General features: G+C 58.6%; 6 protein-coding genes. All 6 read right to left on the bottom strand.

All coding sequences use genetic code 11. From position 1 onward, the window contains the following. Positions 1 to 6 precede the first annotated feature (6 nt). Positions 7 to 2,211 carry a peptidase domain-containing ABC transporter gene (locus tag EKL02_RS16095; protein WP_128902978.1) on the bottom strand — a complete coding sequence of 735 codons (2,205 nt, stop codon included), beginning with the start codon at positions 2,209 to 2,211 and terminating at the stop codon, positions 7 to 9. 169 nt (positions 2,212 to 2,380) lie between these two features. Next, positions 2,381 to 3,772, bottom strand: a complete 1,392-nt coding sequence (locus EKL02_RS16090) for a class I SAM-dependent methyltransferase (RefSeq protein WP_128902977.1) — start codon at positions 3,770 to 3,772, stop codon at positions 2,381 to 2,383. Between the two features lie 191 nt (positions 3,773 to 3,963). Then, positions 3,964 to 7,785, bottom strand: a complete 3,822-nt coding sequence (locus EKL02_RS16085; protein WP_128902976.1) for a nidogen-like domain-containing protein — start codon at positions 7,783 to 7,785, stop codon at positions 3,964 to 3,966. Between the two features lie 161 nt (positions 7,786 to 7,946). After that, positions 7,947 to 15,425 carry a pre-peptidase C-terminal domain-containing protein gene (locus EKL02_RS16080; RefSeq protein WP_128902975.1) on the bottom strand — a complete coding sequence of 2,493 codons (7,479 nt, stop codon included), beginning with the start codon at positions 15,423 to 15,425 and terminating at the stop codon, positions 7,947 to 7,949. 91 nt (positions 15,426 to 15,516) lie between these two features. Further along, the gene (locus EKL02_RS16075; RefSeq protein WP_128902974.1) at positions 15,517 to 15,759 is read right to left on the bottom strand and encodes a hypothetical protein; all 243 of its coding nucleotides are present in this window, start codon (positions 15,757 to 15,759) and stop codon (positions 15,517 to 15,519) included. Between the two features lie 280 nt (positions 15,760 to 16,039). Beyond that, complete coding sequence (locus tag EKL02_RS16070; protein WP_128902973.1) at positions 16,040 to 26,605, bottom strand: calcium-binding protein; 10,566 nt, start codon at positions 26,603 to 26,605, stop codon at positions 16,040 to 16,042. Positions 26,606 to 26,683: the final 78 nt, after the last annotated feature.

The raw sequence follows: 26,683 nt of genomic DNA, 5'->3' as shown, positions 1-26,683 counted from the left end.
ATGATCCTATAGATGCCGGGTCTGCTGCTGCCAGAGGTGGCTGTAGATCTGGCAGCGCTTGATCAGCTCTTCGTGCCGGCCCGCGTCGACGATCGAGCCGCGGTTCATCACGATAATGGCGTCTGCGCCGGTAAGCGTCGACAGGCGGTGCGAAACGATGATCACGGTCCTGCCGGCGACCAGCTTGTGCAGGTTTTCCAGGAAAATCGCTTCCGATTCCGGGTCCAGCGCGCTGGCTGCCTCGTCCAGGATCAGGATCTTCGGTTGCGGCAGCAGGGCGCGGGCGATTGCCAGGCGCTGCTTCTGCCCGCCGGACAGGTTGGCGCCGTTTTCTTCCAGCACCGTGTCATAGCCCTGCGGCAGGCGCTCGATGAATTCGTCGGCGCCGGCCAGGCGCGCGGCATTGACGATTTCATCAAAGGTGGCGCGTTGCTTGGTGATGCCGATATTTTCACGGATCGTGCCCTTGAACAGGAAGTTATCCTGCAGGACCACGCCAATGTTGTGGCGCAGGTGCGCGAGGTCGATTTCACGGATATCCACGCCGTCATAACGCACCACGCCTTCCTGCACCGGGTACAGGCCCTGCAGGATACGGGTCAGCGTGGTCTTGCCGGAGCCGCTGCGGCCCACCACGCCGACAACCTTGCCGGCGGGGATGGTGAAGGTGAGGTGATTCAGGGCGGGCGCCGTGCCGGGGGCATAGCGGAAGCTGACATCCTCGAACTCGATCTTTCCCTGGATCTGGGGTTCCAGGCCGCCGGAGGTGCGTCCGCCTTCGACCGGGCGGTTCATGATATTGCCCAGCATGCGCACCGACAGCGCGGTTTCCTGGTATTCATGCACCAGCGAGACGATCTGCACCAGCGGCGACACCACCCGCCCGGACAGCATGTTGAAGGCGATCAGCGCACCCAGCGTGATGTTCTTGTCAAAGACGGCATACGCGCCAACTGAAATCAGCGTCACCATCATCAGCTTTTCCAGCAGCGTCATCATGGTGTGCGCCGTATTGGAAATCTGGCCAACGCGGAAATGCATCTCGATGGATTGCGCCGACTTTTGTTCCCAGTCGCGGCGGCGCAGCGGTTCGATCGCCAGCGACTTGACGGTGCGCATGCCCTGGATGGTCTCGACCAGCATCGCCTGGCGCTCGCCTTCGGCATTGTAAAGCGCTTGCAGGCGGCTCTGGAATGGCTTGACCATGGCCATGACCACGGCGCCGATCAGCAGCGCAAATACCAGCACGATGCTGGCCAGCTTGGCCGAGTAGGAAAACAGCACCGGCAGGAAAACGATCAATACCGATGCGTCGAGCAGCGTGAGAAATAACCGGCCCGTGAGGAACTGGCGGATTTTTTCCGCCTGCTGCATGTGCTTGACGATGACGCCGGCGGTGCCGGTTTCAAAATAACTCAGCGGCAGCTTCAGCAGGTGGGAAAAGGTACGGGTTGCCAGCCGGATGTCGATGCGGTTGGTTGCATCGAGCAGCAAATACTTGCGGATGAATGAAAATGCGGCATCGAAAAGGAGCGCGAACACCACCCCGGCCGTCAGCACCGTCAACGTGGAATAACTCTGGTGCACGATCACCTTGTCGATTACCAGCTGCGTAAAAATCGGGATGATCAGGGCCAGGCCATGCAGGGCCAGAGCGGCGATCGCAATATCGCGGAACAGCTTGCGCTGCTTGAATACTTCGGGAATAAACCAGCGCAAGCCAAATGGCTGGTTTTCATCGGTAAGCGCCCACTTCCTTTTCAGCAGCAGCAATTCGCCGGACCAGGCTTGCTGAAACTGCTCCAGCGGCAGCATGAACACGGCATTGGCGGGACGTGCCATCGGGTCGACGACGGCAACTTCGCTCTTGCCATCCTGTTCACGCAGGCCGACCAGCACCACCGCATTGCCATTTTTAAGGCGGGCGATGGCGGGGAAAGCTTCGTGCACGCTATTCAAGGGTGCGCCCGCCATGTCCAGGGCGCGCGCTGTCATGCCTTCCGCGTCGGCGATGTCGGCAAGCCAGTCCAGCCTGCCTGTGGCGGCGGGATCGATCGAATGCTCGCGCTGCAGCCGCTCGATCGAGGTTTGCAAGCCATGGTGCAGGGCGACCGTGACGAAACACTGGAGGGCGGTACCAAGCGGGTCCGCAGCAACCGTGCTGGCATCTTCAACCGGTGGCGGCGATTGAGCGAGTTGATTTTCTATCATTATTTACTCGACATCCTGTCCCGAATCGGTTCGGGAAAATAAAACGACCGGCACATGTGTGCCGGTCGACAATATGCTACCACCGGTATCAGGCGGTGACTACCGAGATGTCGGATGCAGCCAACGTCTTGCAAATATCAGGTGCATCTTTGCCGCGAATCTTGCCAGTTCAAACATATTCGAGATGGGAGATGAAAATGCCGAGCGCCCTCTGATCTTGCGGTGCGGTGGGCGGCGTCGGGCTGTTGGCGTGGGTGGAGGGATTGCCAGGATAGTCGCTCGCCGGAACAAATGTTCTGGATTCAAAGACAATCACAGGATTTTTGGTCGCCGCATTCAATTGGATGACCTTTTGTTCGCCGGGTTGGAATTCGACCCTGGCGTGCTGATTACCATATGTGACGTCGAGGGTTTGCACAAATGGATGGTGATTGATCGCATGGATTTCCAGCACTTCGAAGGAATTCGAGGAATCCAGCGTCAGGCATGAGCGTTCTTTGGTCCACCTGCCGGATGGATCGGGCGCATGCCAGGTGGCGGCGTCGCGGGCGGACATGCCATGGCTGTTCAGGCTAACGCGTCCGGCGCGCAGGGTAAAGGTATGGAGTTCTCCGAACTGCGATATTGGACACGGGATTTTGGGAGCGGCGCAGAATCCGCTAGTGGTAAAAACATCCTGAATGAATTCATAGGTAAACCCAAGTTCGCACCATTTGCGGTTGCGAATAACCGCCACGACTTCGCTCTCCAGGCGCAAGCCCCAAGGGTAGGGGATGGCAAGGTTTGTCTCCTGTATCGGCTCGCCCGCGAGCAGGATCTTGCCCCCAGGCGCCAGATGATCCTTGAGTGAATTCAGTACATTTTTGAAATCCAGGCAATGATGAAAGCTCTCGTAAAAGAAAATCAGGTCGTATTTTTGATTTTCGCGTGGGTTTAATCCGAATTCCCCTTGAAAGGGCGTCAGGTTCACCTGAAAAAAATCTGCCTGTTCCTTCACATAGCGGCAAAACGTTGGCGAGATATCAACGGTGTCGACATTCACGCCCATCCTCGCCAGCATCAGGGCTGTCTGGCCAAATCCGGCGCCGTACTCAAGAGCCCAATTTCCAGCCCTTAGGCCAGAATGTTTCATGATCATGCCCATCGCGATCACATGGTCGCCTGCATTGGCAATGGCCGAGGGGTCGCGCGCCACAATGTAACCGGGATGCCGAACCGGATCGGCCCGGACCTCGACCTCTTGTTCATCCACACTGGGGTCGTAATTGCGTTCTGTGCCGGATATCGCTTGCCACAGGCGTTCCTGTTGCTGGCGGTATTGGTCGGAAAGCGGATCGAGATCGGCGCGAAACCAGTCGGGAAGAATCATGTGGGTATTTCTGAATTCGTCCCAAGGGCCACCGGCTGCGTTTCCGTGCCTGGCGTAAGCCTCGCTGATCAAAGCGATATCGTTGAGGGTAAAACGGCGGGAATTCCTGATCCTGTGCCTGGCTTCGTCGCTGCGTAATGCAGCGAGAATGGTATTGTTGGAAGACTGACGGCCTTGTTCGTTTTTGGACACGGGGAAACTCCGGACATAATGGTTATGCCGCCGCCTTTCCGGGAATGCGGTTGGCGAGACAGGCGCCTAGTATATAGCCCAGTGGATTGCGTGGGCCATCGTCACTCGCACCTGAAAAATAACAGTTGTTTAATTGAATAGAAAGGCCGGCACTTGCGTGCCGGCCTTCTGTGCGGGATTTTGCCGATATATTACGACGCCACCACCTGGATATCCGCTGCGACAAGGGTCTTGGAACCGGCCAGGGTGGCGATCTGGGTAGCCGCATAAGTGCTGCCCGTGCCATCGCGGTCAAAGAACAAGGCGCCCGACGTGGTGTTGTACAGGAACTGTCCTCCCGCACCCGACACCGTGGGCGTGCTGGCGCCCGACAGGAGCGTGACGGCAGCCCCGGCCGTCAGGCCGAAGTTGCCCGCCACGACGGCGATCGCATCCGTGCCCGAGGTGAAGTCGGAGAGGGTATCGCTGCCGTCAGCCGTGGTGACGAAGCGGAAGACGTCATTGCCGGCGCCGCCAATGAGCGTGTCACTGCCCGCAGCCCCGGTGATGGTGTCATTGCCATTGCGACCCTCGATGCGGTTGTTGGCCGCATTGCCAATGAGGGTGTCGCCGGCTGCACCGCCATTGACATATTCCACGTTGACCAGGGTATCGGTGCCGCCGGTGCTGTCCGACGCCGTGCCGGTGCCCAGGTTCACCGTCACCGCCCCCGTCATGGCGGTGTAATCGACCAGGTCGATGCCATTGCCGCCATTCAGGGTATCAAAGCCGGTGCCGCCGATGAGGGTATCGTTGCCATCGCCACCCGACAGGCTGTCGCTGCCAAAGCTGCCATCGATGCGGTTGTTGCCGGCGTCACCGATGAGGGTATCCGCACCCGAGCCGCCATTGATGTTTTCCACATTCAGGACCGTATCGGTACCGGAACCATCCGTGGCCGTGCCCGCCAGCAGGTTGACCGTGACCGACGTGCCGGTCGAGGTGTAGTCCAGCATGTCCACGCCATTGCCGCCATTGATGGTGTCCGCTCCCAGGCCACCGATCAGGGTGTCGGCGCCATCGCCGCCATCGATATTGTCATTGCCCGACAAGCCTTCGATGCGGTTGTTGCCGGCGTCGCCCGTCAGGGTGTCGGACCCGGTGCCGCCAATCATGTTCTCGAAGTTGGCCAGGGTATCGATGCTGCCGCTGCCATCATTACTCGCTGTGCCGGTCAAGAGGTTGGCATTGACGCCACCGGTCTGCAGGCGGTAATCGAGCACATCGATGCCGGCGCCGCCGTCCAGCACATCCGCGCCTGCACCACCGATCAGGGTATCGGCGGCATTGCCGCCATCGAGGGTATCGTTGCCGGCATCGCCCGTGAGCGTGTCGCTGCCATCGGCGCCCACCAGGGAATCGTTGCCGTTGCGGCCCTCGATGCGGTTGTTGGCGGCATCGCCCGTCAGGAAGTCGCCCGCCGAGCCACCGATGAGGTATTCCATGCCGGTGAAGGTATCGATGGCGCCGGTGCCGTCATCGCTGGTGGTGCCGGTGGCAAGATTGGCCGTGACAGCGGCCGTGGCGGTGCTGTAGTCGAGGAAGTCGGTGCCGATGCCGCCATCCATGGTGTCAGCGCCATTGCCACCCAGGAAGGTGTCATTGCCGGCGCCGCCGACCAGAGAATCATTGCCATTGCGGCCTTCGAGGCGGTTGCCGTTGGCATCCCCCGTGAGGGTATCGTTGCCGGTGCCGCCAAGGATATTGTCGATGCCGATGAGGGTGTCCGTTGCGCCCGAGCCATCGGCGGAAGCAATGCCGGTGGCGAGGTTGACGTTGACTGCCACGGCCAGGGCCGTGTAATCGGCAAAATCGGTGCCGAGACCCCCGTTGAGGGTGTCAAAGCCAGCGCCGCCCACCAGGGTATCGCTGCCATCGCCGCCGACGAGGTTGTCGTTGCCGGCTCTGCCTTCGATGCGGTTGGCCAGGGCATCGCCCGTGAGGGTGTCGTTGCCAGCACCGCCGATGATGTTCTCGATGGCGATCAAGGTATCGCTGCCGCCTTCGCCATCGTTGGCCGTCACGCCCGTGCCAAGGTTGACGTTGATGGCCGCCACGACGTCGCGGTAATCGGCCACGTCGGTGCCGGCGCCGCCGTCGAGGGTGTCGTTGCCGGCACCGCCGGCCAGGTAGTCGTTGCCATTGCCGCCGGCAACAGCGTCGTTGCCGGCATCGCCCTGCAGGACATCATTGCCATCGCCACCGGCGAGTTGGTCATTGTCATCGCCTCCGGACAGGGTGTCATTGCCCGCCGCTCCAGACAAGGTGTCGAGGCCACCGAGGCCATACAGGATATTGTTGCCGGAGTTGCCCCGCAGATCGTCACTATCAATGATGCTGCCTTGGAGATGCTCGATATTGAGCAGGGTGTCATTGCCGGAACCAATGGTGTTCTGCGTTGTAGTGATAGTCAGGTCGACGGTGACGCCGCCCAGTGCATTCATGTAACTGACGAGATCGATGCCCGCCCCGCCATCGATAATGTTGTCGCCAGCTCCCGAATAAATTGTATTGTTTAATGCATTGCCAGTGCCGTCGATGGCGAGATCAGAAGCAAGTACGAGGTTTTCGACGTTGCTGCCCAAGGTATAGGTAATTTTGGTGACAACCGTGTCAATGCCTCCTATGGCGGAGACTTCATTGGTTTCGGTGACGTTGTCGCTTTCGCTCTCCACATAATACGTGTCCGAGCCATCGCCGCCCGTCATGTAATCGGTGCCTTGATTGCCGTTCAGGACATTGTTGCCGGCGTCGCCAGTGAGTTCGTCGTTGTAAGTCGACCCGAGCACATTCTCGAAATTGATTACGGTATCGTTGTCCTGGTCACTCATCCAGGCCAGTTGATTGACTGGGTTAGACAGATCAATCGAGATGCCATAAGTGGAGCGAGAGTAATCGACAGTGTCAATGCCATCGCCGCCATCCAGTACATTGCTGCCGGCATTTCCGGAAATGAAATTATCTAGCGCATTTCCTGTTCCATCGGCGGCGGCAGTGCCAGTTAAAATCAGGTTTTCTAGATTTGCTTCGAGCGTATAAGTCGCGCTGGAAAAGACGGTGTCGATGCCTTCATCAGGATTTTCGATGAGCGTATCGATCCCGTCAGTAGTGTAGCTGTCATCGCCTGCACCGCCGGTCAGCGTGTCGCTGCCTGCATTGCCGACCAGCATATCGTTGCCATCGTAGCCGCTAATAAGGTCATCCCCATCCGCGCCAGCGAGCAGGTTGTCAGTATTGTCGCCCTCGATACTTTCGCCGATGGTTGTGCCGTTCTGAACGCTGAAGCGGTAATAGCCTTCAGTACCTGTGTTGCCGGGCAAATCCTCCAGAAGCAGCATGCCATCCTGGTTGCCTGATACTGGTAGTTCGTACCATCCACTGCCGTCACCAGGGGAGAATCCCGCGCGCGCAATGGTTCCCCCCAGCCCATCTACACCGCCGCTGGAGCTCCCGGTGGTCCAGTTAATTGATTCATAGCGAAAGACGATATCGAAATTGCCGTTGCCCGTACCAATCAATTGCAGCTGGAACGCATTCAGTTTCTCGGTTGTGCTCTCAAAATATTTGACGTCATCCCAAGTGACGGTGAATGTGCCGTAGCCGGTGGAATCGGCATCGAACCAGACTGCATCCGATCCTTGCGATGTCCCGCCTGGGGTGGGTGTGACCGTGTTTGGCTCATACCCTGGATCACCTTCTAAGTGTGTTTCAACATCGGCATAAAATGGCGCAATCATGGCATAGCCGCCGTTTGTCATGCCGAAAGGCTCAAATGCGGTTAATCCGCCCGAGCCAAAAGTGATGTTGCCGTTGTCCGCCATTGAAAGGCTGGTGTAATTCCTACCGAAAAAATTCAAGCCCTGTGCGCCGAAAATCTGCGTCAAATCGATCGTGACAAACTGGTCATCGCTGCGGGGAATATAACCTTCGCCAAAGCCTGCGGCTCCGCCCAGGTTGTTGATCAGATCTGCCATTGCGTTCGTCCAGGAGGGTGTTGTTTAAACGGTTTACCAGTGAATCATAAATTTTATCAAAAATACAACAATCTTGGGTGAAACATTGTTAAATAAATAAAAACCCCGGCACGTGCCGGGGTTGGAAAACAACGAGATCCCTGAATAATCAGGGATTGTTTTTAAGCGCTGACGACCTGAATATCCGCTGCGACAAGGGTCTTGGATCCGGCCAGGGTGGCGATCTGGGTAGCCGCATAAGTGCTGCCCGTGCCATCGCGGTCAAAGAACAAGGCGCCCGACGTGGTGTTGTACAGGAACTCGGCGCCGGCACCCGACACCGTGGGCGTGCTGGCGCCCGACAGGAGCGTGACTGCCGCCCCGGCCGTCAGGCCGAAGTTGCCCGCCACGACCTGGATCGTATCCGTGCCCGAGGTGAAGTCGGAGAGCGTGTCGCTGCCGTCCGCCGTGGTGACGAAGCGGAAGACGTCATTGCCGGCGCCGCCAATGAGCGTGTCACTGCCCGCAGCCCCGGTGATGGTGTCGTTGCCATTGCGACCCTCGATGCGGTTGTTGGCCGCATTGCCGATGAGGGTGTCGCCGGCAGATCCGCCATTGACATATTCCACGTTGAGCAGGGTATCGGTGCCGCCGGTGCTGTCGGAAGCCGTGCCGGTGCCCAGGTTCACCGTGACCGCCCCCGTCATTGCGGTGTAATCGACCAGGTCGATGCCATTGCCGCCATTCAAGGTATCAAAGCCGGTGCCGCCGATGAGGGTATCGTTGCCATCGCCACCCGACAGGCTGTCGCTGCCAAAGCTGCCATCGATGCGGTTGTTGCCGGCGTCACCGATGAGGGTATCCGCACCCGAGCCGCCATTGATGTTTTCCACATTCAGGACCGTATCGGTGCCGGAACCATCGGACGCCGTGCCGGCCAGCAGGTTGACCGTGACCGACGTGCCGGTCGAGGTGTAGTCGAGCATGTCCACGCCATTGCCGCCATTGATGGTGTCTGCTCCCAGGCCGCCGATCAGGGTGTCGGCGCCATCGCCGCCATCGATGTTGTCATTGCCCGACAAGCCTTCGATGCGGTTGTTGCCGGCGTCGCCCGTCAGGGTGTCTGAACCGGTACCGCCAATCATGTTCTCGAAGTTGGCCAGGGTATCGATGCTGCCGCTGCCATCATTACTCGCTGTGCCGGTCAAGAGGTTGGCATTGACGCCGCCGGTCTGCAGGCGGTAATCGAGCACATCCACGCCGGCGCCGCCATCCATGACGTCCGCGCCTGCACCACCGATCAGGGTATCGGCGGCATTGCCGCCATCGAGGGTATCGTTGCCGGCATCGCCCGTGAGCGTGTCGCTGCCGTCAGCCCCGACGAGGGAATCATTGCCGTTGCGGCCCTCGATGCGGTTGTTGGCGGCATCGCCCGTGAGGAAGTCGCCGGCCGAGCCGCCGATCAGGTATTCCATGCCGGTGAAGGTATCGATGGCGCCGGTGCCATCGTTGCTGGTGGTGCCGGTGGCAAGATTGGCGGTGACGGCGGCCGTGGCGGTGCTGTAGTCGAGGAAGTCGGTGCCGATGCCGCCATCCATGGTGTCAGCGCCATTGCCACCCAGAAAGGTGTCATTGCCGGCGCCGCCGACCAGCGAATCATTGCCATTGCGGCCTTCGAGGCGGTTGCCGTTGGCGTCCCCCGTCAGGGTATCGTTGCCGGTGCCGCCCAGGATATTGTCGATGCCGATCAGGGTGTCGGTTGCGCCCGAGCCATCGGCAGAAGCAATGCCGGTGGCGAGGTTGACGTTGACGGCCACGGCCAGGGCCGTGTAATCGGCAAAGTCGGTGCCGAGGCCGCCGTTGAGGGTGTCAAAGCCGGCGCCGCCCACCAGGGTATCGCTGCCGTCGCCGCCGACGAGGTTGTCGTTGCCGTTGCGGCCTTCGAGGCGGTTGGCCAGGGCATCGCCCGTGAGGGTGTCGTTGCCAGCGCCGCCGATGATGTTCTCAATGGCGATCAAGATATCGGTGCCGCCTTCGCCATCGTTGGCCGTGATGCCCGTGCCAAGGTTGACATTGATGGCCGCCACGACGTCGCGGTAATCGGCCACGTCGGTGCCGGCGCCACCATTCAGGGTATCGATGCCGGCACCGCCGGTCAGGTAGTCGTTGCCATTGCCGCCGGCAACGGAGTCATTGCCCGCATCGCCCTGCAGGACATCGTTGCCATCCAGTCCGGCAAGGCTATCGGCACCTGCACCTCCAGCAATGCGGTTGCCGGCAGCATCGCCGGAGAGCGTATCGTCGCCGGCGCCGCCTGTCAGATTTTCGATGCTGATGAAAGTATCGATCCAGCCGGATCCGTCATTGCTGGCAGATCCGTCCGTCAGGCTGGCGGTGACCGCGCCAGTCATGCCGCTAAAGCTGGCAGTATCAATCCCATCGCCACCATGCAGGTAATCGTTGCCGGCGCCGCCAATCAGTGTATCGTTGCCCGCTTCCCCTAAGAGGGTATCGGCACCTGCTGCACCGTCAAGAATGTTATTGCCGATAGTGCCGCTCAGCGAATTATTCAGTGCATTGCCCGTGCCGCTAAAAGCGCTATCCGTCAATTGCAGATATTCGATATTCGCAGAAAGCGTAAATGAAACTGCACTGATGACGTGGTCCGTGCCTGCGGATCCTGCCTCGGTAATGGAGTCACCTGCATCGTCCACGTAATAGATATCGTTACCGGTGCCACCAATCAGGGTGTCGGCACCAGTTCCGCCAACCAGTACATCATTGCCTTCGCCAGCGCTAATGACATCATTACCGGCATAGCCAAAAATGGTATCGTTGCCTTCATTGCCATAGATCTGGTTGGCAACATCGCTGCCTACCAGGAAATCGGCAAAGGCGGAACCTGCCAGATTTTCAATATCAATGAGTAGATCGACTGATCCGGTGCCCGACACGCTGCCGTCATTGCTAACAATTGATCCGGAAAGATTGGCGTTAATCCCACTGACAGCATTGCTGTAGTCCGCCGTGTCCATCCCGGCACCACCATCCAGCGTATCGGCACCTTCGCTACCAATCAGCGTGTCGTTGCCACTGCCGCCTTGCAAATTGTTGGCCACGTTATTGCCGATGATAAGATCATTGCCGCTGCCGCCCCTGGCATTTTCGATTTGGACACCAAAGGCAATACCGACATTGTTGTGCGCAGCACCGCCGCCCGTGACAGGGCCAATCGAGCTCAGGGTACCCGCGGTCAGGAACAACCGGGCATCAATCGTCTGGTTGCTGGCATCGAGCGTGTCGTTGCCGCCCGCATCCCAGATCGCGCCGTGGTACTCGGTTATATCCGAATAGACGTAGTTGGTATCGCTGGCATTGGTGGTCATGTTGGCGCCATACAAGTACTGTATGGTTGCGATATCCAGGATGCCAGGATTCAGGTTCCAGATGTTTGAATCCAGCTTTTCCAGATACGACATAACCGTAAAGGCCTGGTTATCCAGGGCGTGCGGCAGGAAATTGGAGCTCTTGTCGCCATAGCTTCCTGGATGATCCAGGCCGATGGCGTGGCCAATTTCGTGCAACAGGGTGAAGTATTCGAACTGGCCAGGCAGTGGATCGACATTCGCGCCCAGTGTCGCGTTGTTCATGAACACATCGGTCTCGGCGAACTGCGTGGAATACTGGGAAGTAGCATAAAGCAGAGTCACTGCGGCGACGCTGGAATCAAAGAAATCGCTGCCATCCGCCCAGTTGAAGTCAATGTTGCCGTTGCCGTCAACCTGGGTAAACAGGATATTTGCCAGAGACGACCATTGCTGCATGATCTCGATGGCATCCAGGCTTTGTGCATTGGTGAAGGGCTGGAAACCATTCACGTATCCTTCATAATAAGGATCCAGCGCAGTGGGGAAACTGTAGGTAATTGTCTGCCCAGTGCCCATGGCGTCTGCGCCCCATTTCAGGCCCAGCAGCAGATCATTGACGTAAGATTGGACAGTTTCATTGTATGCCTGGAGCGAATAATCACCTGTCCAACCCTTTCCCTCAACGGCAAGATAATATTCACCGGAAACTGGCGCCACATAGGCCAGTTCAGGAGTCAATTTAAGAGAATAGTTCCCGCCTGTGATGATATCGATGTCGTCTGCCTGCTCCACCAAGGTGCCGTTGGCAAGATAAAGCGAGAGCTTGAGGTCGGGGCTTATCCAGTTGAGCTGGGACTCTGCCTGGAACGTATAGACTTTACCCGCTTCCAGCGATACCTTTACCCAATCCACATCGTTTGCAAAATTAATCCTGCCAGACGCAACCCCGTTGGGCGCAAGCGTCCCGGTTGTCGTGGACGTGGCAGAATATTCATCGTCTCGTGAAATCGAAAGCGAGTAAGTGCCAGTTTGGCCATTTCCGAGCGAGGCATCAGCGTTTGCGGCGAAATAATATGTCCCGCTGCTGGCTGCCATGAACGTTACCTGGCTGTCGTAGCTACTCCAGTTCCCCGTGCCGTCATCGACGGTTTGCACGAGCTGGCCTGCGCTATCGTAGATCTTAAGGAGAGGATCCAGCAATGTCCCGGAGTTGCTGCTGCTACCTTTTAAATCAATTTTGTATGACATGCCTCCTTCAAGATCGACACTGAACCAGTCACTGTCACCCGCCATGCTGATGTTGCCGGCAACCGAAGTATCAAGGGCAATAGCACCTGCGGTGGACATGGTTTGCCCAAAATCGTCACCCCATCCAGTGGACGATTTGTTTACCGTGATGTTGTAGAAATCCGGGTTGTAATAGTAGCCTGTTGCTGCAATGGTCACAAAATATTCGCCAGTACTTGCAGCGAACTGGTATGAGCCATCCACGTCGCCGCTCCATTGTGCGAGCAGGGCATTTGTGGAATCACGGACAGAGATTGTGAAATCTTGGAGAGTGGTGGTGTCGTCCGGGTCATCCCATACAATGTCGAGCAGGCTGTCTGGCCCATCGACCGACACCGCAAAATAGTCAACATCGGTAATAACTGATAACTGCCCGTTAACTGCAACGCCAAAAGCAATCTGGTCGGCGTTGCCCACTGTGTCGTTGGATTCCCCCTCGTAGGCGGATTGGCCGCCTGCAGTTGCCGTCATTGTCACATGATAGGGTTGTTCATTTGTCCAGCCTGACTCCTTCATGCCGATTGAAACATAGTAAGTGCCTGGGGAGTGGGCGCCTACATTGAAGGACATGTCTTGTGTGGATTCTGTGCCTGCGAGCAAAGTCCCGGATTCGTCATATACCGAGACCCTGAACCAGCCTGAAATGTGCGCTGGTGCGTCGAAGTCGATGTTGATCACGCCAGCCGTGTCGACTTCCAGCATAAAGTAATCGATATCACCGCTAACAGCGATCTGGCCTTCGACAGTCGCACCTGAAGTCACGAGATCGGCAGATTGTTGCGTGTTGTTGCCTTCGCCTTCATATGCCGCCTGGCCACCGGCGGTTGCAGACAATGTCAGGTCATATGGACTGCTGTTGATGCCGTAAACTGACTGCAGCATGTCGACCGAAACATAATAGGTGCCCGCTGCGTGCGCGCCGAGATCGAACACCATGTCAGTGGACGTTGTACGCGTGGCGAGGAGCGTCCCGCCCTGATCAAATACCGAGAGCCTGAATGCGCCGTAATCACCGCTCGAATATTCCGGTGCATCGAAACCGACATGAAGCACACCAGGCACAGAAACCGTTACTGAAAAATAATCCAGGTCTGCATTCGATCCTACCTGACCTGAAATACTTTGCCCCAGTACCACGGCATTGGCACTGTCGCGCGTGCCATTCATTTCCCTTTCAAATGTCGGGTCGATGGCTGTCGTGCTGGCGGTCAGGCTGTAAAAATTTTCGTCATAGGCCATATAGTTAAGGCCGACCGAAACATAGTATGTACCAGCTGCATTAAGTCCGATATAGGCAGAAAGATCGGGATCGGCCTTATAGGAGGCGACGATGATGCCACTGGAATCTGCTATTGAAATTCTAAAATAGTCATATGCAGAAATGGCAGGAGAGTCAAATACGATATTTAATCCTGTGGAGCCGTCCACGGATATCGCATACCAGTCGACATCTGACTGGGATGACAATTGCCCGGCAACGGGGGCGCTTAGCGTAAGCGAAGTCGCACTCGCGAGGGAATTGTTTGCTTCGTTTTCATATGCAGCCTGGCCGCCGACCGTCGCAGCCATGGTTAAGGCGTAGGGATTGCTGTCGAGATTGGACCCTGTGTAAGTTACTGCTGCATAGTAAGTTCCAGGCGCATAGACGCCGACGTTGAATGAAAAATCCTGTCCGGTGATCTGGCTTGCCAGTAGATTCCCTGCATTGTCTGTCACCGTGACCCGGAAATAGTCATAGTACGGGCTGCTGACCGGCGAATCGAATGTCAGTTGAAGCACGCCCGGGGCGGCGACCGATAATGCAAACCAGTCCGTGTCCGCTTCCGATGAAAGTTGACCGGAGATGGGCGAACCTTGTTGTACCTGGTCAGCGGTTTCCCGGCTATTGTTCAATTCACTTTCATATGCGGCCTGTCCGCCGGCCGCCGCCGCCATGGTCAGGGTGTAGGCGTTGCTGTCGACCTGGAAATAATCGGAGGACACGGCGACGTAATAGGTGCCCGCCTCGGCAACGCCAAAATTAAAGGAGAAGTCACTTCCAGTGTGTTGCCCTGCCAGGATATTGCCGTTCGCGTCGGTCACAGTGACGGTGAAGTAAGCGTAATAGGGGCTGTCGCTGGGGGAATCGAAAGTAATATTGACGCTGCCGGGTGCGGAGATTGCAAGTGCGTACCAGTCGACATCCGACGAGGAGTGCAGTTGGCCTGAAATCGGGGCGGCTTGCGTGAGGGAGTCTGCAGTATCCTGTGTATTGTTTTCTTCCGATTCATAAGCTGCCGAGCCACCTGCCGTCGATGTCAATGTCAGCGAGTACGGATTTGTCGGAACCTGGTAAGTGTCCGCCGCGGACAAGGAAACGTAATATGTTCCGCTCGCTGCAGTGCCGACATTGAAAGTGACATCGCTGCCTGTGCGCCGTTGCGCAAGCAAATTTCCGGCGCTGTCATACACGCCGATATTGAAATCGTATGTGGCGGGTGCATCAAAATTTACATTCAATACACCAGACGCGCCCACTGAAATTGCGTAATAGTCCGTGTCGCTGGCAGTCGCAAGTTGTCCCGTGACAGTACTCCCCGATGAAACGGAATTGGCGGTGGCGCGCGAATTGTTTGATTCGGTTTCGTAGTCTGGATTTGTTGCGGTGCTGTTGACGCTAAAGCTGTATACGTCAGTAGAGTAGTTGTATGCCCAGGCGGCCCCAACGGATATGTAATATGTGCCGGCGGCAGCGATATTCAAACCAACCGAAAAATCTTCGCCGGTAGTCATCTGGCTCAATACGGCGCCACTTGCATTGGTAATCGCTACCTTGAAATAGGCATAGTATGCGCTGTTGCTCGCTGCATCGAATGTCAGGTTGAGTGCGCCTGGAGCATCTACTGTAAGTCGATACCAGTCTACATCGGTTTCTGTAGATACCCGCCCATTGACCAGCGTTGCAGATGAAATCGAGTTCGCCGAAGCAAGGCTGTCATTCAATTCAGTTTCGGTAATGGGCGGCATGAGCGTCTCCTTAGACGGTGAGCATTTTCTTGTTCTTTAATTTGGGCTTGCAGGCGATCGCAAGACCATTATTTCTGACGTTTTAATGATGTTATTGCGCGGTTGGCGCATCAGCTTTTCGCGTTACGACGCCGTCAGCGATGAGCTTGTTTCGGACTTCTTCCTGTAACTGCAACGAACGGAGAAAACCTTCAATCGGCATGACCACCCGATGGGAAAACTCCATTTTTTGTTGATCCTTGTTGCTAGCCGGGGATAGTTTGACGAAATCAATGCGCACGACGGGACCGGTCACGGTGACGTTGCCAATCAAATCCGAAAAATAATCTTGCATGGTGCGACTCTCTCTTTTGGTTTTTTGAACAAAGTGTTTAATGGGTTGCTGTCATGAAATTACCCAACTTGGGGTTTGTAATTATAGCAACGGTTTCGTGTGGTCAATGAAAACGCCAACTTTTAGTTGTTAATTTTAGTTAAGGTTGTAAAGACGGGTTTTTCGCCGCAAGGCATGTTATTGCAATGAGAGTTGCCACCAATAAAGATGAGAAGGTGGCGTAAAAAATACGGCTGAAGCATGCTTCAGCCGTATCGAGGACACTACGATGTATTGGTAACTAACTGGCCACGACCTGGATGTCGGCTGCGACAAGGGTCTTGGATCCGGCCAGGGTGGCGATCTGGGTAGCCGCATAAGTGCTGCCCGTGCCATCGCGGTCAAAGAACAAGGCGCCCGACGTGGTGTTGTACAGGAACTGCGCCCCCGTGCCCGACACCGTGGGCGTGCTGGCGCCCGACAGGAGCGTGACGGCCGCCCCGGCCGTCAGGCCGAAGTTGCCCGCCACGACGGCGATCGTATCCGTGCCCGAGGTGAAGTCGGAGAGGGTATCGCTGCCGTCCGCCGTGGTGACGAAGCGGAAGACGTCATTGCCGGCGCCGCCAATGAGCGTGTCACTGCCCGCAGCCCCGGTGATGGTGTCATTGCCATTGCGACCCTCGATGCGGTTGTTGGCCGCATTGCCAATGAGGGTGTCGCCGGCTGCACCGCCATTGACATATTCCACGTTGAGCAGGGTATCGGTGCCGCCCGTGCTGTCGGAAGCCATACCAGTACCCAGGTTTACCGTGACGGCACCCGTCATTGCGGTGTAATCGACCAGGTCGATGCCATTGCCGCCATTCAAGGTATCAAAGCCGGTGCCGCCGATGAGGGTATCGTTGCCATCGCCACCAAACAGGCTGTCGCTGCCAAAGCTGCCATCGATGCGATTGTTGCCGGCGTCACCGATGAGGGTATCCGCACCCGAGCCGCCATTGATGTTTTCCACATTCAGGACCGTATCGGTGCCGGAACCATCGGACGCCGTGCCGGCCAGCAGGTTGACCGTGACCGATGTGCCGGTCGAGGTGTAGTCGAGCATGTCCACGCCATTGCCGCCATTGATGGTGTCTGCTCCCAGGCCGCCGATCAGGGTGTCGGCGCCATCGCCGCCATCGATATTGTCATTGCCCGACAAGCCTTCGATGCGGTTGTTGCCGGCGTCGCCCGTCAGGGTGTCTGAGCCGGTACCGCCAATCATGTTCTCGAAGTTGGCCAGGGTATCGATGCTGCCGCTGCCATCATTACTCGCTGTGCCGGTCAAGAGGTTGGCATTGACGCCGCCGGTCTGCAGGCGGTAATCGAGCACATCGATGCCGGCGCCGCCATCCATGACATCCGCGCCTGCGCCACCGATCAGGGTATCGGCGGCATTGCCGCCATCGAGGGTATCGTTGCCGGCATCGCCCGTGAGCGTGTCGCTGCCGTCAGCCCCGACGAGGGAATCGTTGCCGTTGCGGCCCTCGATGCGGTTGTTGGCCGCATCGCCCGTCAGGCTATCGCCCGCCGAGCCGCCGATGAGGTATTCCATGCCGGTGAAGGTATCGATGGCGCCGGTGCCATCGTTGCTGGTGGTGCCGGTGGCAAGATTCACGGTGACAGCTCCGGTAGCCGTGCTGTAGTCGAGGAAGTCGGTGCCGATGCCGCCATCCATGGTGTCAGCGCCAGCGCCACCCAGGAAGGTGTCATTGCCGGCGCCGCCGACCAGCGAATCATTGCCATTGCGGCCTTCGAGGCGGTTGCCAGCGGCGTCGCCCGTGAGGGTATCGTTGCCGGTGCCGCCCAGGATATTGTCGATGCCGATCAGGGTGTCGGTTGCGCCCGAGCCATCGGCAGAAGCAATGCCGGTGGCGAGGTTGACGTTGACGGCCACGGCCAGGGCCGTGTAATCGGCAAAGTCGGTGCCGAGGCCGCCGTTGAGGGTGTCAAAGCCGGCGCCGCCCACCAGGGTATCGCTGCCGTCGCCGCCGACGAGGTTGTCGTTGCCGTTGCGGCCTTCGAGGCGGTTGGCCAGGGCATCGCCCGTGAGCACGTCATTGGCCGTGCCGCCGATGATGTTCTCGATGCCGGTGAGGGTGTCTGCCGCGCCAGTGCCATCGTTGGTGGCAGTGCCGGTGGCCAGATTGGCCGTGACTGCGGCAGTGGCCGCGCTGTAGTCGGCCACGTCCACGCCGGCACCGCCATCCAGCGCATCAGCGCCATTGCCGCCTACCAGGGTGTCATTGCCGTCACCACCGGTGAGGACATTGTCACTGCCATTGCCTGTCAATCTGTCGTTGCCGGCGCTGCCCGTCAGATTTTCAATGCCAACGAGAGTGTCTGTCCCCGCGCCGATCGTATTTTGGGCAATGGCAATGGCGAGGCTAACGTTCACGGCAGTACTACTTGTGGCATAACTGGCTGTGTCGACGCCCTGTCCGCCCAGCAGGGTATCGTTGCCATTGCCGCCGACGAGGATGTCGTTGCCTGCGCCGCCATCAATCTGGTTATCCAGTCCATCACCGGTCAGTACATCGTTACCCGACCCGCCGGCGATATTCTCGATGCTGAGCAGGGTGTCCACGGCGCCCGAGCCATCATTGCTGGCCAGGCCAGCCAACAAGTTAACCGTTACTGCCGTCGTCACTGCGCCGTAGTCCGCCAGGTCGATGCCCGCGCCGCCATCTAGTGTATCGATGCCTGCACTACCGCTCAGGGTGTCTGCCCCGGCACCACCCAACAGGCTGTCGTTGCCGGCGCCGCCGTCAATGCTGTCGCTGCCATCGCCTCCGTCGATCCGGTTGTCGCCGACGCTGCCGGTCAGCAGGTCGTTACCTGAGCCGCCAGTGATATTTTCGATGTTGATCAAAGTATCGGAGGCACCTGTGCCGTCATTGCTGGCCAGGCCAGTCGACAGGTCAACCGTTACTGTGGTCAACAAGGCGCCGTAGTCGGCCAGGTCGATACCCGCGCCGCCATCGAGCGTATCGCCCCCTGCGCCGCCGCTTAGGGTGTCGTTGCCGTCGCCGCCATCAAGGCGATTGTTGCCGTCGTTGCCTGTCAGCGTGTCGTTGCCCGATCCGCCAACCAGGTTCTCGATATTTAGCAGAGTATCTGTGCCAGCGCCAAGCGTGTTCTGGCCTATCGTGATTGCAAGACTGACATTTACCGCAGCAGCGCTGGATGAATAACTGGCCGTATCGTTGCCGTTGCCGCCGTCAAGATAGTCGCTGCCCAACAAGCCGCGCAGCACGTCGTCGCCATCGTAACCGGCAATATAGTCGTCGCCGGAAGTGCCGACCAAGGTATCGGCCCCATTGCTGCCATATTTGCCAGTACCGCCAGGACTCAGGGTAAAACTGCCGGCGGCCGACAGGTTGGATGGATCGGATACCGTGACGCCGATGGTCAATGCTGACGAGGTGCCGACCGGTGCAGCTCCGGATAGAACATGTGTTGTTGAATCGTAGGCAAGCCAGGAAGGCAATGCACCGCCGTCGGCGGTCACCACAAAGTTGAGTGCACTGTCCGATTCCACGTCATAGGCATAGTCGTCCAGATCGATGCTGAACAATGTGCTGCCGTCGTCGAGATAAGTCCGGTTGCTGATCGAAATTGTCGGTGTATCGTTGACCGGCAGTACGGTAAAGGCGACGTTGCTCTTGACGATACTGCCTTCATCATCGGTTACCGAGTATCGGAAAGTATCAGCGGTACCGTTGTAATTGGCCGAGGGCGTATATGTCAAGCCTGTGAGTTCGGCAGCTGTCAGGACCTGGCCGTTGGTGACGGCAGTACCGTTTGCCAGCTTGATGGTGCCAGATCCGGGCAAATTTTCAATCGTGATGACCGGTGTACCTCCGTCCGGGTCTGTCGGCGCCGTGATACCCAGACTAATGGCAGTGGCATCCTCATTAAGCGTAACGATGCTCGGCGCCTGTGCCAGCGGAGCTGCCGTGTTGCTGCTGACGACCGGTGTCACGGCCTGCACGAAATTAACAGAGCCAAGTGCGCCCGGAGCAACGTTTTGCAGGGTAACCAGCGCCACGAAATTGGCGCCACCAGTTGCACCGTTAGTGTCCACTTCCAAGATGGTATTAACGCCGGAAGCCGTTAATCGCAGGTATCCCGCGGCAAACGGATCGGCGCCGGAAGCCATGCCTGACTGTACCAGGCGGTCGATGACGCCGCTCAGGTCCAGCTTGTCGCCGCCTGCGCCGGTGGTGAAGTCGGTGATGGCAGGGGCGATGTGGTTTGCTTCCAGCGTGCGCAAGGACAGTTTGACCGTATCGCTGTCAGCACCGGTGGTGATGGTGCCGGTGCCGGTGTAATTGTATTGGGAGAACTCCAGGTCGATGATGTCGTTGCCGGCGCCACCGTCGATCGCGTGCCCAGTGCCGGCCACCCGGATCGTGTCGTTGCCCAGGCCGCCGGCAATGGTCCAGTTGGCTGCCCAGGACTGGTACTCGGAATAGATGAAGTCGTCGCCTTCGCCGCCGTCCACCGTCAGGGTGGCGGCATACATGCCATTGATCGAGTCATTGCCGGTGCCGCCCAGCACGGTGGAATTGTTGACGGTCAGTGAAATGGTGTCATTGTCGGCACCACCGTCGAGCAAGCTGGCAACGGTGCCGCTGGCAGTGAGGTTGTCATTGCCGGCATCGCCATACAGCATACCGCCGCCGGCGTCGTCATACAGGTAATCGGTACCGTCGCCACCGCGCAGGGTGTCGAAACCTGTTTCGCCGATCATGTAATCGTTGCCGGTGCCGCCCAGCAGGGAGTCGTCGCCGCTGCCGCCATAGATATTGTCAGCCCCGTCGCCGCCATCGATGGTGTCATTGCCCGCCTCGCCGTACAGGCCGCCGTTGTAAGCGGTTCCCTTGTAGACGAGATAGCTGCCCTGATCGTCACCGGCGCCGCCCAGAATGCTGTCATTGCCGGCACCGCCATAAATACCGTCGTTGCCCAGACCGCCGTCAAGCGTGTCATTGCCGGTGAAGCCGAACAGGGTATCGTTGCCGTCGCCGCCGCCAAGTGCATCATTGCCGCCGAAACCGCCATCAAGCAAGTCGTTGCCGCCATCACCGGTCATGGTGTCGGCGCCATCCCAACCCTCGGCACTTTCGGAAGCGAGCGTGCCGGTGAAGGTGGTGGGTGTCAGGTTGCCTGTGGGGGCAATGTTGTAGACGAAGTTATCCTTGGTAAAGCTGGCTGGCGTGGTGCTGTTGAATGTGGCCAGCGTGGTCCATTGCTCACCGCCGGCCGTGCCGTTGGTATCGACTTCAAGGAGGGTATTGCTGCCTGAAGCCGTCAGGCGCATCCAGCCATTGGTGAAGGGATTGCTGTAGTCATAGCCCAGCTGCGCAAGACGCCCCAGCACCGCGGTCAGGTCCAGCTTGTCGCCGCCTGCGCCGGTGGTGAAGTCGGTGATGACCGGGGCGATGTGGTTTGCTTCCAGCGTGCGCAAGGACAGTTTGACCGTATCGCTGTCAGCACCGGTGGTGATGGTGCCCGTGCCGGTGTAATTGTATTGGGAGAACTCCAGATCGATGATGTCATTGCCGGCGCCACCGTCGATCGCGTGCCCAATGCCGGCCACCCGGATCGTGTCGTTGCCCAGGCCGCCGGCAATGGTCCAGTTGGCTGCCCAGGACTGGTACTCGGAATAGATGAAGTCGTCGCCTTCGCCGCCGTCCACCGTCAGGGTGGCGGCATACATGCCATTGATCGAGTCATTGCCGGTGCCGCCCAGCACGGTGGAATTGTTGACGGTCAATGAAATGGTGTCATTGTCGGCACCCCCGTCGAGCAAGCTGGCAACGGTGCCGCTGGCAGTGAGGTTGTCATTGCCAGCATCGCCATACAGCATGCCACCGTCCGCGTCGTCATACAGGTAATCGATACCGTCGCCACCGCGCAGGGTGTCGAAACCTGTTTCGCCGATCATGTAATCGTTGCCGGTTCCGCCCAACAAGGAATCGTCGCCGCTGCCGCCATAGATATTGTCAGCCCCGTCGCCGCCATCGATGGTGTCATTGCCGGCTTGGCCGTACAGGCCGCCGTTGTAACCGGTTCCCTTGTAAGTCAGATTGCCGGACTGATCGTCGCCGGCGCCGCCCAGAATACTGTCATTGCCGGCGCCGCCAAAAATGCCATCGTTGCCCAAGCCGCCGTCAAGCGTGTCATCACCGGTGAAGCCGAACAGGGTATCGTTGCCGTCGCCGCCGCTAAGTGCATCATTGCCGCCGAAACCGCCATCAAGCAAGTCGTTGTTGTCAGCACCGCTGAGTGTGTCGTTGCCGTCAGCGCCTGCCAATGTATCCGGCCCAGTGTTGCCCGACAAACTTTGCCCGACTGCGAACCCGGTCGGGGAAATGTCGTCAACAAAGTTCTGACTGGTAAATGCTTGCGGTGACGTATTCTGCATCGTCGCCAGCGTGGTCCATTGTTCGCCATTGCCTGGACCGGAGCTATCGACTTCGAGGAGGGTATTGCTGCCTGAAGCTGTCAGGCGCATCCAGCCATTGGTGAAGGGATTGCTGTAGTCATAGCCCAGTTGCGCCAGGCGGCCCAGCACCGCGGTCAGGTCCAGCTTGTCGCCGCCTGCGCCGGTGGTGAAGTCGGTGATGACCGGGGCGATGTGGTTTGCTTCCAGCGTGCGCAAGGACAGTTTGACCGTATCGCTGTCAGCACCGGTGGTGATGGTGCCCGTGCCGGTGTAATTGTATTGGGAGAACTCCAGATCGATGATGTCATTGCCGGCGCCACCGTCGATCGCGTGCCCAATGCCGGCCACCCGGATCGTGTCGTTGCCCAGGCCGCCGGCAATGGTCCAGTTGGCTGCCCAGGACTGGTACTCGGAATAGATGAAGTCGTCGCCTTCGCCGCCGTCCACCGTCAGGGTGGCGGCATACATGCCATTGATCGAGTCATTGCCGGTGCCGCCCAGCACGGTGGAATTGTTGACGGTCAATGAAATGGTGTCATTGTCGGCACCCCCGTCGAGCAAGCTGGCAACGGTGCCGCTGGCAGTGAGGTTGTCATTGCCAGCATCGCCATACAGCATGCCACCGTCCGCGTCGTCATACAGGTAATCGATACCGTCGCCACCGCGCAGGGTGTCGAAACCTGTTTCGCCGATCATGTAATCGTTGCCGGTTCCGCCCAGCAGGGAATCGTCGCCGCTGCCGCCATAGATATTGTCAGCCCCGTCGCCGCCATCGATGGTGTCATTGCCGGCCTCGCCGTACAGGCCGCCGTTGTAACTGGTTCCCTTGTAAGTCAGATTGCCGGACTGATCGTCGCCGGCGCCGCCCAGAATGCTGTCATTGCCTGCGCCGCCATAAATCGCATCGTTGCCCAGGCCGCCGTCAAGCGTATCGTCTTCACCAAAACCAAATAACGTGTCGTTACCGTCGCCGCCTTGCAGGCTATCGGCACCACCGCTACCACCGTCAATAAGATCGTTGCCCGCCATGCCTTGCACGGAATCATTTCCCAAGCCTGTGTACACACCTGCAATAGGCTGCGTATCAGAAATGGTTTCGTTGCCAGATGTGCCGATGATGCTGACCCCACCCCCGCCAAGTGGCGGGATCAGATTGGCCGATAGATCGACTTGCCCAGGCGTGACATTATTCAGGATCACGAGCGTGATCCATTGTTCACCGCCGGTCGTGCCGTTGGTATCGACTTCAAGGAGGGTATTGCTGCCTGAAGCCGTCAGGCGCATCCAGCCATTGGTGAAGGGATTGCTGTAGTCATAGCCCAGCTGCGCAAGACGCCCCAGCACCGCGGTCAGGTCCAGCTTGTCGCCGCCGATACCGGTGGTGAAGTCGGTGATGACCGGGGCGATGTGGCTTGCTTCCAGCGTGCGCAAGGATAGTTTGACCGTATCGCTGTCAGCACCGGTGGTGATGGTGCCGGTGCCGGTGTAATTGTATTGGGAGAACTCCAGGTCGATGATGTCGTTGCCGGCGCCACCGTCGATCGCGTGCCCAGTGCCGGCCACCCGGATCGTGTCGTTGCCCAGGCCGCCGGCAATGGTCCAGTTGGCTGCCCAGGACTGGTACTCGGAATAGATGAAGTCGTCGCCTTCGCCGCCGTCCACCGTCAGGGTGGCGGCATACATGCCATTGATCGAGTCATTGCCGGTGCCGCCCAGCACGGTGGAATTGTTGACGGTCAGTGAAATGGTGTCATTGTCGGCACCCCCGTCGAGCAAGCTGGCAACGGTGCCGCTGGCAGTAAGGTTGTCATTGCCGGCATCGCCATACAGCATACCGCCGCCGGCGTCGTCATACAGGTAATCGGTACCGTCGCCACCGCGCAGGGTGTCGAAACCTGTTTCGCCGATCATGTAATCGTTGCCGGTTCCGCCCAGCAGGGAGTCGTCGCCGCTGCCGCCATAGATATTGTCAGCCCCGTCGCCGCCATCGATGGTGTCATTGCCCGCCTCGCCGTACAGGCCGCCGTTGTAAGCGGTTCCCTTGTAGACGAGATAGCTGCCCTGATCGTCACCGGCGCCGCCCAGAATGCTGTCATTGCCGGCACCGCCATAAATACCGTCGTTGCCCAGACCGCCGTCAAGCGTGTCATTGCCGGTGAAGCCGAACAGGGTATCGTTGCCGTCGCCGCCGCCAAGTGCATCATTGCCGCCGAAACCGCCATCAAGCAAGTCGTTGCCGCCATCACCGGTCATGGTGTCGGCGCCATCCCAACCCTCGGCACTTTCGGAAGCGAGCGTGCCGGTGAAGGTGGTGGGTGTCAGGTTGCCTGTGGGGGCAATGTTGTAGACGAAGTTATCCTTGGTAAAGCTGGCTGGCGTGGTGCTGTTGAATGTGGCCAGCGTGGTCCATTGCTCACCGCCGGCCGTGCCGTTGGTATCGACTTCAAGGAGGGTATTGCTGCCTGAAGCCGTCAGGCGCATCCAGCCATTGGTGAAGGGATTGCTGTAGTCATAGCCCAGCTGCGCAAGACGCCCCAGCACTGCGGTCAGGTCGAGCTTGTCGCCGCCTGCGCCGGTGGTGAAGTCGGTGATGACGGGAACAGTGCGTCCGGCTTCTACCGCGCGCAGCGACAAATGAATGGTGTCGCTACCGGTTCCTGTGGTGATGGCGGCCGAACCGGTTTGAATGTTGAATTCCAGATTAATGACATCATTGCCTGCGCCCGCGTCGATTACGCTGGCATTCTCGGATACGGCAATGTAATCGTTGCCATTGCCGGCAGTGATGATGGAAGCGCCGCCTGCAATGATCGTGTCATTGCCGTCACCGCCCGCAATGGTGGAGGCGCCGCCGACGTTCACTGAATCGTCTCCGCTTCCGGCGTCCACCCAGTGTCCGCTGTTGCCTGCGTTGATGACATCATTGCCGGCATTGGCAAACGCGGTCAATTGCCCATCGTCTCCGGATAGCGTGTCGTTGCCGTCGCCGCCGATCAGGGTGTCGGCACCGGCGCCGCCGCTCAGATAATTTCCCAGCAAGTCGTTAGCGATGACCGTATAAGTGACATCGCTGCGTGTGGCGCCGAAACTGACATTGGTGACGCCCGCCCAAAGGCGGTCATCGCCGGCATCGCCGCTCAGATAGTTTCGCCCTGCGCCGCCATCAATCGTGTCTTCGGCATCGCCGCCGAACAGATAATCATCGCCGGTGCCTGCCGTAATGAGGTCCTTGCCCGCGCCACCATAAACCGTGTCATTGCCTGCAGCGGTGATAATGGTGTCCATGCCGGCGCCGGCATCGATCGAGGCAGTTCCAAACGATGCCGTGATCAGGTCATCGCCGTCTTCGCCATACAGGTAGTCGCCGCCGCTCGCCCCGGCGTTCAGTGTGTCATTACCGAATCCGCCATAGATGACGTCGGCACCTGTGCCGCCATCGACGCTGTCGTTGCCATAGGTGCTGCGGATAGTATCGTTGCCTGCGCCGCCATCGATGGTGTCGTTACCGTCCAGCACAAAATATGTGTCGTTGCCATCGGTGCCGGTCAGGTTTGCATGCAGCACCACGCCGTTGAGGTTGAAGGGCGGGTCGAAGTTGGTCGATGCCAGGTCATTGATGTTGACACCGGTGAGAACCGCGACGGTCGCATAGGCGCTGCCGTCCGACGGACCGGTGGCATCGACTTCGATATAGGCATCGGCGCCCACCTGGCGAAAACGCAGCCAGCTGTTATTGCCGATCGTGTCCGAAGTCGTCTGCACCATGCGTGTGCCATCGAGTTCGTATGCCAGAACGTCGATCAACGGGTTCAGTCCGTTGTAGCCGTTGGCGGCGATTTCCGTGAACAGGAGATGCAGCGACAGAGTATCGCCGGCAGCCCCACTCTTGAAGTCCTGGATGTTGTACTGGCCGTTGGCGACGCGGTCCAGGTAGGAAACCATGACGGTATCGCCGCCGACACGGACAGTGCCGGTATCAGTATCATCCGTCCAGATGGTGCCGGACCCGCGCAGCGTATCGTTGCCAAAACCGCCGATGAGGGTGCTGGTGCCGCTCAGTGAGCGGAGTATGTCATTGCCGATTCCACCATCCAGTGTGGAGCTGCCATCGCTGGTAACGACATCGTTGCCGCTGCCGGCTTGCACCGTATTGCCGAGGCCAACGATGATGGTGTCATTGCCGCCGTCGCCGCGATCGGCGGGATCCGTTCCATACAAGTCGCCATAAATCACATTGCCGGAACTGTGATCCTCGATGTAATCGCCGCCCCCGCCACCGTAAATGGTATCGGCACCACCGTTGCCATTGATACTGTCAAAGCCGGCGCTGCCGAGGATGGTTTCGGGATCGTTGGTGCCGTTATACGTTGGCATAGGGGGCCTTGAAAGAACGAGGGGTCAGAGCGGAGTGATTAAAAATTACTCATGTAATTTGGAAACAGTGTAGCAAAG

The organism is Janthinobacterium sp. 17J80-10, assembly GCF_004114795.1.
Classification (GTDB): domain Bacteria; phylum Pseudomonadota; class Gammaproteobacteria; order Burkholderiales; family Burkholderiaceae_D; genus Paucimonas.
This window is presented reverse-complemented; position numbering and strand designations above follow the sequence as displayed.